This is a genomic window from Nocardia cyriacigeorgica, from assembly GCF_029868385.1.
GTDB classification, from domain to species: Bacteria; Actinomycetota; Actinomycetes; order Mycobacteriales; family Mycobacteriaceae; genus Nocardia; species Nocardia cyriacigeorgica_F.
Genome location: NZ_JARWNX010000049.1, coordinates 1 through 11,184 on the forward strand (window position 1 = coordinate 1; position 11,184 = coordinate 11,184).

Consider the following 11,184-nt stretch of genomic DNA (forward strand, 5'->3'; position numbering starts at 1 on the left):
CAAACCCGACACCGACATCTACTGGTGCACCGCCGACATCGGCTGGGTCACCGGACACAGCTACATCGTCTACGGACCCCTCGCCAACCGCACCACCCAAATCGTCTACGAAGGCACCCCCAACCACCCCGACGAACACCGCCACTGGCAAATCATCGAAAAATACGGCGTCACCATCTACTACACCGCCCCCACCCTGATCCGCACCTTCATGAAATGGGGCCGCGACATCCCCGACGCCCACGACCTGTCCTCACTGCGCGTACTCGGCTCGGTCGGCGAACCCATCAACCCCGAAGCCTGGCGCTGGTACCGCGAGGTGATCGGGGCCGATTCGGCGCCGATCGTCGACACCTGGTGGCAAACCGAAACCGGCGCCATCATGATCTCCCCGCTACCGGGTGTCACCACCGCCAAACCCGGTGCGGCCATGACCCCACTGCCCGGCATCTCCGCACAGGTGGTCGACGACGACGGCGCCGAACTCGGGCACGGCGCATCGGGACTACTGGTGCTGGATCAACCGTGGCCGTCCATGCTGCGCGGCATCTGGAACGATCCACAGCGATTCCAGGAGACCTACTGGGACCGGTTCGGTGCGTCCGGATGGTATTTCGCGGGCGATGGCGCCCGGCTCGATGCCGACGGTGATCTCTGGGTGCTCGGCCGGGTCGACGACGTCATGAACGTCTCCGGGCACCGCATCTCCACCGCCGAAGTCGAATCCGCCCTGGTTACCCATAGCGCCGTGGCCGAAGCCGCCGTGGTGGGCGCGACCGATGCCACCACCGGTCAGGCCATCGTCGCCTTCGCCATTCTCACCGCCGAAGCTGCTGCGGCGGAGGAGGACCGAACCGCTCTGATCACCCGACTCAAAGCCGAAGTCGCCCAGCAGATCAGCCCGATCGCCCGCCCCCGCGATATCCATATCGTCCCGGAGCTGCCCAAGACCCGCAGCGGCAAGATCATGCGCAGGCTGCTGCGTGACGTCGCCGAAGGCCGCGAACTCGGCGACACCTCCACCCTGGTCGACCCGGCAGTGTTCGAGTCCATAACCCGCGGGTAACCCCCGAATAGGCGGCGAACCCGATCCGTGAGGGGGATCGGGTCCGCCGCCAGGTCACCCAAGTGGACGCATGACCTGGCGCACCTCCGAGATACCTTGCGCGAAGCGGTTATTCAGAGTTGGAGTAACTTCTTGCCCATGGAGGTTCTGCTGCATCAGATCGACGCGTTCGCCGACGCACCGTTCTCCGGCAACCCGGCCGCGGTGATGCCATTGCCGTCGTGGCTGCCCGATGCGCTGCTGCAACAACTGGCCGAGGAGAACAACCTCGCCGAAACGGCCTTCTACACTCCCGAGTTACCCGCGGAGGCCGGGCCGCCGCCCGGCGATCGGCCTGCCTTTCATCTGCGCTGGTTCACCCCTCGGGTGGAGGTGGAGATGTGCGGGCACGCGACGCTGGCGTGCGCGGCGCAGATCCTCACCGATATCCAGCCCGGCGCCGACCGGGTCTCCTTCTACACCCGCAGCGGATGGTTGCACGTCGACCGGACCGATGACGACGAGTATGTGCTCGACCTACCCGTGGTGCCGTCCATCGAGACCGACCCCGATCCGACGCTGGTCGCGGCACTGGGCGTGCGACCCGTGCGCGCCTACACCGGCGCCGACGCGGTGATCGTGGTGGCCACCGAACAGGAGGTGCGCGCCGCGCGGCCCGCACTGGACCGCTTCCCGCCGCTGCCCCGCGGCGCCGTGGTGACCGCGCGCGGCGACGAGGTGGACTTCGTATCCCGATTCTTCGGTCCCGGTGTCGGTGTCCCCGAAGATCCGGTGACCGGGTCGGCGCACGCCCAGTTGGTGCCGCTGTGGAGCCGCGAACTGGGCCGCAACCGACTCACGGCTCGTCAGCTGTCGCGGCGCGGCGGGCTGCTGCGCACCGAACTGATCGATGACCGGGTGCTGCTGATCGGACGGTGCCGTCGATATCTGGACGGTGTGGTCACGCTGCCGGACCAGCTGTGAGCAGGCGCCGGACTGCCGACGCGGCCATGGGTGCGCGCCACGCACTCTGACGTTCGGCTGCGTGTCGTCCCGCCGATCCGAGCCCCACACCAGAGGCAATGACCTGGTGTTCTACCGCGGCGGCGCGCGGGGATTCGGATTTCGCCATCCACCAACGCAGCCCGGACCGAGTGCACATGCTCACCGCGGGCGGTCGTCACACCGGACGACCGCCGCTGCGGCGTGGCTATCACCGTCGGCTGGCCCGATGATCCGGCTCAGAAATCAGGGACCGGGCCGTCGTCAGGACTCGGCGCCACGGTGCCGGTGGCGTCGGGCAGCAGTGGCACGATCGCGAATCCGCCCGCCACGGCGTCGGCCGGTAGGGCCTCGACGGCCCGGATCCCGTTCTGGGTGGCGAGGTTTCGCAGTTGGTCCGAGTTTCCGCGGACGATGAGGCCCACCGCGCACGCACATCCGGCGCGCAGACGGTCGACCGAGACGGTGGTGACCTTCTCGGTGCGTTCGTCGACATACACCGACCGGCTCAGCTGGTCCCGCAACTGCCACGCGGCGTCCTCGGCCGACCGCAGCACCACCTCGTCACCGGCCGGGACCTGCACCGTCACCAGTTGGGTCTGCACACGGGGCAGCGGCACCTGATACAGCACCCGGCCCACCCGGAGCCCACCCGCACGTCCGGGAAGTTGTTGCGGAGTCTGATATTCGGTGAACGACACCAGCGCCCACCGCTCGCCGGTATCGGTGCCGGTCAGCGAATCCCGCGCCCGCACCAGATAATCCGGGACCGTCTCGCCCTGCTCCGGGCCCAGCCGATCGGTGGACACACCATCCGAGCGCGGAGGTTGTCCCGCACCCACCACGATCAGGACGACCACGACCACCGCGACAGTCGCCGCGAATGCCGCACGCATGGCGCGCGTCGTCCGGAAACCGGACGGCGCGTCGTCCTCGGTTCGGGGGTCGAGCCGGACGGGCTCCGCCTCCTCGGGCACCGTCAGCACCCGCTCCGCGAAGACCGGGCGCCTCGGGTACCGAAGCGCCGCTCACGCATTGCGCAGAACGTCCAGCGCATTGGTCAGGTCCGCCGGGTACTCGCTGGTGATCTCCAGGTACCTGCCGTCGGCCGGATGCTGGAAGCCGAGTGAACGCGCGTGCAACCACTGCCGCTGCAAGCCGAGGCGTTCGGCCAGGCGCGGGTCGGCGCCGTAGGTGAGGTCACCGCAGCAGGGGTGTCGGATCGCGGAGAAGTGCACCCGGATCTGATGGGTGCGGCCGGTTTCCAGATGGATATCGAGCAGGCTCGCCGCCTGGAACGCCTCCACGGTGTCGTAATGGGTCACGCTCGGCCGTCCGTCGGCGGTCACCGCGAACTTCCAATCGTTGCCACGGGCCCGGCCGATCGGTGCGTCGATGGTGCCGCTGCTCGGATCGGGATGCCCCTGCACCAGTGCGTGATACCGCTTGTCGACGGTGCGTTGTTTGAACGCGCGTTTGAGCATCGTGTAGGCGTGCTCGGACTGCGCGACCACCATCACCCCTGAGGTGCCGACGTCGAGCCGGTGCACGATTCCCTGCCGTTCATGCGCACCGGAGGTGGAGATGCGGTAACCGGCCGCGGCCAGCCCGCCGACCACCGTCGGCCCGGACCAGCCGACACCGGTATGCGCGGCGACGCCGACCGGTTTGTCGACCGCGACGATATCGTCGTCGGCGTAGAGGATCTTCATGCCCTCCACCGGTTCGGCCTCGATGGTGAGTTCGCGCTTCGGTTCGGGGAACACCACCTCGAGCCAGGCGCCCGCGGTGAGCCGATCCGATTTACCGGCGGCCACACCGTCGAGCTGCACCGAGCCCTCTTCGGCCAGCGCCGCGACAGCCGTCCGCGACAGCCCGAGCAGCCGCGACAGACCCGCGTCGACCCGCATGCCGTCGAGCCCATCGGGCACCGGCATGGTCCTGGTTTCCCTCACGCCGCGCTCCCCTCGTCGGCCTTGGCCGAGGCATTGTCGGTGGTGGCGGGGTCGACTACATCGGTCGCGCCCGCCTGCTGCGCGGCGTCGCCGGACAGTCCCTGCACGCCCGCATTCGAATCTGCCTCACGATCCGGGCCGCTCGCGACCGCCCTCGAACCTGCGTCGCCGGACAACCCGTTCCGGCCCGCTTTCGCGGCTGTGTCACCGGCCGGACCGTTCGCATCCGCCTTCGGACCGGCGCCACCGTTCGGACCGCCAGCATCCGAATCGTCCTCGGGATCGCCATCGGCGGCCTCGGATTCGGCCGATCCGTTCCCGGCGCCCGCAGTCTCGGTCTCGGTCTCATCGTCACCACGCCCGATGCGATTGCCGTTCGGTTCGAATCCGAACACCGTCAGCACCACGAGCAGGATCGCACCGCACACGATGGCCGAATCGGCCACATTGAACACCGGCCACCAGCCGACGGCGACGAAATCGACCACATGTCCCTGGAGCGGGCCCGGCGAACGGAACAACCGGTCCACCAGGTTGCCGAGCGCGCCGCCGAGCACCATGCCGAGTCCGATGGCCCACCACGTCGACCGCAGCGTGCGCCCGATCCTGATGACACCGATCACCACGGCGGCCGCGACCAGCGTCAACAGCCAGGTCATCCCGGTCGCCATGGAGAACGCGGCGCCCGGATTGCGCACCAGGCTCAGCCGCGCGACATCGCCGATGAGATACACCGGCTCACCGGGGGTCAGCGTGGCGACCACGATGACCTTGGTGAGCAGGTCGAGCGCGAACAACACCGCCGCGATCACCAGCAACAGCCGCAGTCGCTGCGGTGGGCGTGCCGGACCCTCGGGGGACTGGTCGGCGGTGCTTGGCTCGGGTGGCCGGTCGTCACTCACGCCGACCATCATCTCTCGAGGCGCGAACGGCACTGTGCTGCGGTCTCCGCATGTCCCGGCCGATCCGCACCATGCGGACACCCGGATGTCGCGGCGGACACTCAGGAAGCGGGCGGCAGATGTCCCAGCTGACACTCAGGAATCGGTCGTACTCTGTTGCTCGTGACGGTGTTGTCTTCTCCCCACGCACCCCGGATCGCTCGTTCCGGCGTGCTGATCATGGTGCTCGCGGTCGGGTTGTCGGCGTTCGGTGTCGGTTGCAGCGACGGGGCCGAGCCGTCGTCGGAGTCGGAGGGCACCGAGCCGCTCGGCATCGGGCGTGAGGTGACGGTGCCGATCGCCGCGGCGGTGGCGACCGTCGACCAGCCGGGCAGCGAACCACGCGGCACATTGCGGGCCGGTTTCCCGGACGGCACCGTGCAGGAGGTGACGCTGCGCACCGATCACCGCATCCAGCAGCAGATCAACGATCAACCGCCACGCGATTTCTCCCATCCGGCGCTGACCATCCCGTTGACCGCGCGCACAAGTACCGCGGGCGTCGACCTCACCCTCGGCGCCGTCACCACCCCCGATCCGTCGTTATCGCAGGCGCTGACCGCCGCCGACGGTTCGCACGCGGGTCTGGACATGAGCGAGTTCGGCGCGATCACCGCCTTACGGCTCGCGCCCTCACCGGACACCTCCAATCCCGCGCGCGCGGCGATCGAGCAGGCGTTCTATCAGGCGGTGTACCAGTCGATCACGTTCCCGGACGAGCCGGTGGGCGTCGGCGCGGTGTGGAGCGTACGGCAGGAGGTGAGCGGCGGGGTGGCACTCGACCAGGTGACCACGGCGACCTTGACCGCACGCGAAGGCGACCGGCTGACCATTGATCTGACCGTCGCCCAGACGCCGAAATCGCGGACCTGGAATCTGCCCAACGACGCGGGCACCCTCCGGATCGAGGACTATGCGATGACGGGGGCGGGCACCATCATCGTCGATCTGGGTCTGCCACTGCCGGTGTCAGGGGCGATCGACCTCGGCGGGCAACAATCCTATGTGGACCCGCGTACCGACACGCTGCTGCGGCAGACGATCAGCACCAGGGTGTCCTGGGGCGAATAGGGCCGCCGGTTCGCGGGATCGGTGTCGATGTGTCGGTGCCCGGGCCTAGGCTCGGGACTGTCCGACAACCGATCGAGACCAGGAGGTCTTGCGATGTCCGATGTCTCCCCGATTCCCGAGGGCTATCCGAGTATCAGTCCCGGCCTCGCCGTGGACGGCGCCGCCGAGGCGATCGAGTTCTACAAACAGATCTTCGGCGCCACCGAACGTATGCGGATGCCGCGCCCCGACGGCAAGGTCGCCCACTGCGAGCTGCTGGTCGGCGACTGCGTGCTCATGCTCGGCGATCCCGCACCGGAGATGAACTTCCGCGATCCGAAGACGGTCGGCGGCACACCGGTCAACTTCAATATCTACGTACCCGACGCCGATGCCACCTACAACGCCGCCATCGCCGCGGGCGCCACGGCGATCACACCGGTGGAAACCCAGTTCTACGGTGACCGCTCGGGCAGTTTCACCGACCCGTGGGGCCATCAGTGGACCGTCGCCACCCACGTCGAGGACGTCGCACCCGACGAGATGCAACGGCGGATGGCGCAGTTCACCGGCACCTCCTGACGGCTACCGGCCCCGGCCGCGCCCCACCGCGGCCGGGGTCACTCAGGCCGCACCGCCGGGCGAGGCCGGGATGAGCTTGTGTTCCTCATGGCGCAGCGAGGCGGTGATCCACCAGGCCGCCTCGACCAGGACGATACCCACCGCACCGCAGATCAGCGCGGCCGTGGTGAGCGAGACATTGGAGGGATCGAGTTTGAAGAACTCCCGGGTGAACGGGAAGCTGAACAACAGCAGATAGGCCAGCACCGACCCTGCCAGCAGCACCACCTTCCACCACACGTACGGCCGCGCCACGATGGCCAGCACCCACACCGCGATCATGATCAGGGTGATGAGCGCGGTGGTGCCCGCCTGCACGGTCTGCTCGTCGGTGGCCTCCGGGCCCGCGTAGGCGATCAGGTAGGCGACGAAGGTGGCCACCCCGATCACCACACCGGACGGGATCGCCAGCCGCATCACCCGGCCCACGAAACCCGAGCGCGCCCGTTCGTTGTTCGGCGCCAGCGACAGGATGAACGCCGGGATGCCGATGGTGAACCAGGCCGCGATGGTGACATGGCGCGGCAGGAACGGATACCCGATCGGCTCGTAATCGAAGATCTGCGAACCCACACCCGCCAGACCGACCAGGAACGCCAGCAGCACCGAATACACGGTCTTGGTGAGGAACAGATTCGAGACCCGCTCGATATTGCCGATCACCCGGCGACCCTCCCCCACCACATACGGCAGGGTTGCGAACTTGTTGTCCAACAGCACGATCTGGGCCACCGCACGGGTCGCGGGACTGCCCGAACCCATGGCGACACCGATATCGGCGTCCTTGAGCGCGAGAACATCGTTCACCCCGTCACCGGTCATGGCGACGGTGTGTCCACGCGACTGCAACGCACCGACCATGGCGCGCTTCTGATCGGGCCGCACCCGACCGAAGGTGGTTTCCCGGTCGAGCACATCCGCTAGTTCGTCGCGCTGCTCGGGAAGCTCGCGCGCGTCGACGGCGTGATCGCCGCCGGGCAGCTCGAGCGAAGAGGCCACCGCACCGACCGACACCGCGTTATCGCCGGAGATGACCTTGATCGACACGTCCTGGCTGGCGAAATAGTCCAGGGTCTCGCGGGCGTCCGGGCGCACCTTCTGCTCCAGCACCACCAGCGCCGCCGGGGTCACCGTGCCGGGAGCGTCGGGCGCGTCGACCGGGCGGTCACCGCGGGCGAGCAACAGGATGCGCAATCCGGAGGACCCGAGTTCCTCGGCCATCCGCGCATCCGCCGAGCCCGGATCCAGCAGGACATCCGGCGCGCCGAGCAGCCAGTCGCCGTGCTCACCGTAGGAGAACCCGCTCCACTTCTTCGCCGAGGAGAACGGTGCGACCGCGGTGTAGCGCCAGTCGGGGCGCTCGGGCAGCCCCTCGGCGATGGCCTGCACGCTGGCATTGGGTCGTGGATCGTCACCGGCCATGGCGGCCAGCACCCGGCGTACCTCGGCGTCGTCGGCCGAACCGAGCACCTTGATATCGGCGAGCCGCATCCCGTTCTCGGTGAGGGTTCCGGTCTTGTCCGCGCACACCACATCGACGCGGGCCAGGCCCTCGATCGCGGGCAGCTCCTGCACCAGGCATTTGCGCCGCCCCAGCCGCACCACACCGACGGCGAACGCGATCGAGGTCATCAGCACCAGACCCTCGGGGACCATCGGCACCAGCGCCGCCACCATGCCGGTGACCGCGGGCCGCCAGGACTGGCCGCTGGAGAACAACTGGTTGTAGATGATCAACGCACCCGCCGGGATCAACAGGTAGGTGATGACCTTGAGAATGGTGTCGATGCCATTGCGCAGTTCGGAATTGACCAGCGTGAACTTACTGGCCTCTTCGGCCAGCTTGGCCGCATAGGCGTCGCGGCCCACCTTGGTGGCGCTGTAGGCGCCCGACCCCGACACCACATAGCTGCCCGAGAGCACCTGCGCACCCAGCTCCTTGTGCACCGGATCGGCTTCACCGGTGAGCAGCGATTCGTCGACTTCGAGCAGTTCGGATTCGACGACCTCGCCGTCGACCACGATCTGATCGCCAGGCCCCAGCTCGATCAGCTCGTCGAGCACCACATCCTTCGGCGCGATCTGCTCGGACCGGCCGTCGCGGCGCACGGTCGGCTTGGCCTGGCTGACGATGGCCAGCTGATCGAGGGTGCGTTTGGCGCGAATCTCCTGGATGATGCCGACCGCGCTGTTGGCGACGATGAGCAGCCCGAACATGCCATCGATCACCGACCCGGTGGCCATCACCAGGACGAACAGCACACCGAGGATGGCGTTGATCCTGGTGAAGACATTGGCGCGGACGATATCGCGCACCGAACGGCTGGCGCGGTCCGGCACATCGTTGGTGCGACCGTCCCGATGGCGATCGGCCACCTCGGCAGCGGTCAGCCCGGTCGAACGCGGCGCCTGCACGGATATCGACATGGCTGTCAGCCTAAGCGACGCCGTGCGGTGAAGCCGGTCTCCTGCCACCCGTGGGTGGTGCGAATGCGGCCACGCACATGATCGAGAAGTACCGTCGCCGAGTGCGGAGAACCGAATCGATCCCAGGTGTCGGCTTCGGTATCGGGGCGTATGCGGCGTGGGGCTCGTTCCCCGCGTTCTTCGGCCTGCTGGCCTTCGCCCCCGCCACCGAGGTGCTCGCGCAACGCATCCTGTGGACGTTGGTGGTGGTGCTGATCGTGCTGATCGCGGTGGGCAGGCTCGGTGAGCTGCGGCAGATCTCGGCGAGTACCTGGCGCTACGCGGCCGCGGCGTCGGCGGCGATCTCACTGAACTGGGGTGTCTACGTCTACGGGGTCACCTCCGAGCAGGTCGTGCAATGTGCGCTCGGATACTTCATCAATCCGCTGGTGACGGTGGCGTTCGGGGTGATCATCTTCCGGGAACGACTGGCCGTGGCGCAGTGGGTGGCGCTCGGGCTCGGCGCGTTCGCGGTCGTGGTGCTCACCATCGATTACGGCAGCCCGCCGCTCATCGCGATCACGCTCGCGTGTTCGTTCGCCGTCTACGGTCTGGTCAAGAAGGTGATCCCGTTGGACGCGCTGCGCGGGGTGGCCGCGGAGGGCCTGATCGCGGCGCCGTTCGCGCTGGCGTTCGTGATCGTGCTCGCCGTCACCGGACAGGGCACCTTCGGCGCCGACCCCGCCCATACCGCGCTGCTGATGTCGACCGGGCCGGTCACCCTGGTCCCGCTGCTGCTGTTCGCGGTTGCCGCACAACGGGTCCCGCTGTCGACGATGGGCATCCTGCAATACCTCACCCCCGCCCTCCAACTGGCGTGGGGTGTCGCGGTGGCCGGTGAACCGATGCCCGCCTCGCGGTGGGCCGGTTTCGCGCTCATCTGGGCGGCGCTGGCGGTGTTCACCGTGCACGCGCTGGCCCGCGGACGCGGACGAGCCGCCGAACCGGTCGATACCGACCTGGGCGAGAAGCCACGCTGAGGTCCGCACAGGGTAAGGATCGACCCGTCCGCGCGGCGCGCTGTGAAACCACACAGAAAAGGGGCGCGACAAACTCGTTTCGGTTAGATTCTGCGCGATTCGTTCCCGGCATCGACGGCGGGATCACCATGGAGCGCACTGATATCGGAGGTCGAGACGCCTGTGAACGACGAGATCCTGGACCGGGCCGCGGGAGCACTAGTGGGCAGCGCCGCCGGTGACGCGCTGGGTGCGGGCTACGAATTCACCCACCCCGGCCCGGACTCGGTGATCGGCATGGTCGGCGGCGGCGTCTTCGATTGGGCGCCGGGCCAATGGACCGACGACACCTCGATGGCCATGGCGATCGCGCTCGCGGCCGACACCTGTGCGGGCGGTATCGATCTGGACGAGGTGGCGGCGGGGTTCATGCGGTGGTGGGATTCGCAGCCGCCGGATGTGGGGGTGCAGACCTCGAAGGTGCTCGGCGCGGCACCGCGATCGGCGCGCGATATGCAGGCGGTCGCCATGTCCCTGCCCGGCCTGACCGGCGGTAACGGCTCCCTCATGCGCACCGGACCGGTCGCGCTCGCCTTCCTCACCCGACCGGACGAATGCATCCGGGTGGCCGGTGCCATCGGTCTGCTCACCCATCACGACCAGCAGGCCATCGAGGCCTGCAAGATGTGGAGCCACGCCATCCGGCACGCCATTCTGGAGGCGAACTTCGACGGTGTCCGCGATTACGCCGCCGCCTGCGCCGCCGCCGACTATTGGATACCGCTGCTCGATCAGGCCGAATCCGGTGCACCGCAGGACTTCCCGAAGAACGGCTGGGTGGTGCACGCCTTGCAGACCGCGTGGTGGGCGATCACCACCACTGAACAGTCGGGACCCGAACACCTGCCACGCGCGCTGGAACAGTGTGTGCGCGCCGGTGGCGATACCGATACCACCGCCGCCATCGCGGGCGCCCTGCTCGGTGCGCGCTGGGGCGCGTCGGCGGTGCCGTCCGGATGGCGCGAGATCCTGCACGGCTACCCGGGGTTGACCGGCGACGATCTGATCCCGCTCGCCCACCGGATCGTCGAGAAGAACACGGGATAGCCGACCGGTTCGACTGTGTCCGAGGTGGGCGGTGACGC

The 11,184-nt window shown here is 68.2% G+C and carries 9 protein-coding genes and 1 pseudogene; 6 read left to right on the forward strand and 4 right to left on the reverse strand.

Translation table 11 applies throughout. The features are described from left to right. Both QH168_RS15220 and QH168_RS15225 read left to right on the forward strand, forming a co-directional pair. On the forward strand, nucleotides 1-1,066 hold a 1,066-nt coding region (locus QH168_RS15220; protein ID WP_280235306.1), incomplete at its 5' end, for an AMP-binding protein. Between the two features lie 138 nt (nucleotides 1,067-1,204). Then, entirely contained in the window at nucleotides 1,205-2,029 is an 825-nt protein-coding gene (locus QH168_RS15225) for a PhzF family phenazine biosynthesis protein (RefSeq protein WP_280235307.1), read from the forward strand. 257 nt (nucleotides 2,030-2,286) lie between these two features. Here QH168_RS15225 and QH168_RS15230 read toward each other — a convergent pair whose 3' ends face one another. The 3 genes and pseudogenes from QH168_RS15230 to lspA form a co-directional block, all read right to left on the reverse strand. Next, a complete protein-coding gene (locus QH168_RS15230) occupies nucleotides 2,287-3,024 on the reverse strand; it encodes a hypothetical protein (RefSeq protein ID WP_280235308.1) in 738 nt (245 codons plus the stop codon). Nucleotides 3,025-3,075: 51 nt separating this feature from the next. After that, nucleotides 3,076-4,002 (reverse strand): RluA family pseudouridine synthase, encoded by a 927-nt coding sequence (locus QH168_RS15235; protein WP_280235309.1) that lies wholly within the window; start codon nucleotides 4,000-4,002, stop codon nucleotides 3,076-3,078. Between the two features lie 344 nt (nucleotides 4,003-4,346). Beyond that, a pseudogene (gene lspA / locus QH168_RS15240) lies at nucleotides 4,347-4,916 on the reverse strand (signal peptidase II); the annotation flags it as partial. Between the two features lie 207 nt (nucleotides 4,917-5,123). Between lspA and QH168_RS15245 the strand changes: the two are divergent. Both QH168_RS15245 and QH168_RS15250 read left to right on the forward strand, forming a co-directional pair. Beyond that, nucleotides 5,124-6,014, forward strand: a complete 891-nt coding sequence (locus QH168_RS15245) for a hypothetical protein (RefSeq protein ID WP_432421103.1) — start codon at nucleotides 5,124-5,126, stop codon at nucleotides 6,012-6,014. 93 nt (nucleotides 6,015-6,107) lie between these two features. Continuing rightward, complete coding sequence (locus QH168_RS15250; protein WP_280235310.1) at nucleotides 6,108-6,575, forward strand: VOC family protein; 468 nt, start codon at nucleotides 6,108-6,110, stop codon at nucleotides 6,573-6,575. Nucleotides 6,576-6,617: 42 nt separating this feature from the next. Here the strand turns inward: QH168_RS15250 and QH168_RS15255 are convergent, their stop codons facing one another. Further along, nucleotides 6,618-9,041, reverse strand: coding sequence for a cation-translocating P-type ATPase (locus QH168_RS15255; RefSeq protein WP_280235311.1), 2,424 nt, complete (start codon nucleotides 9,039-9,041; stop codon nucleotides 6,618-6,620). A gap of 77 nt (nucleotides 9,042-9,118) precedes the next feature. Between QH168_RS15255 and rarD the strand changes: the two genes are divergently transcribed. Both rarD and QH168_RS15265 read left to right on the forward strand, forming a co-directional pair. Next, nucleotides 9,119-10,060: an EamA family transporter RarD gene (gene rarD / locus QH168_RS15260; RefSeq protein ID WP_280235312.1), complete on the forward strand. Its 942-nt coding sequence runs from the start codon at nucleotides 9,119-9,121 to the stop codon at nucleotides 10,058-10,060. 162 nt (nucleotides 10,061-10,222) lie between these two features. Then, on the forward strand, nucleotides 10,223-11,146 hold the full coding sequence (locus tag QH168_RS15265; protein WP_280235313.1) for an ADP-ribosylglycohydrolase family protein: 924 nt from the start codon (nucleotides 10,223-10,225) through the stop codon (nucleotides 11,144-11,146). Nucleotides 11,147-11,184 lie beyond the last annotated feature (38 nt).

Bases quoted from the DNA above. Each gene is read 5' to 3' on its own strand.
- QH168_RS15250 (WP_280235310.1), top strand. From the start codon at position 6,108: ATGTCCGATGTCTCCCCGATTCCCGAGGGCTATCCGAGTATCAGTCCC.
- QH168_RS15245 (WP_432421103.1), top strand. From the start codon at position 5,124: ATGGTGCTCGCGGTCGGGTTGTCGGCGTTCGGTGTCGGTTGCAGCGAC.
- rarD (WP_280235312.1), top strand. From the start codon at position 9,119: ATGATCGAGAAGTACCGTCGCCGAGTGCGGAGAACCGAATCGATCCCA.
- QH168_RS15225 (WP_280235307.1), top strand. From the start codon at position 1,205: ATGGAGGTTCTGCTGCATCAGATCGACGCGTTCGCCGACGCACCGTTC.
- QH168_RS15255 (WP_280235311.1), bottom strand. From the start codon at position 9,041: ATGTCGATATCCGTGCAGGCGCCGCGTTCGACCGGGCTGACCGCTGCC.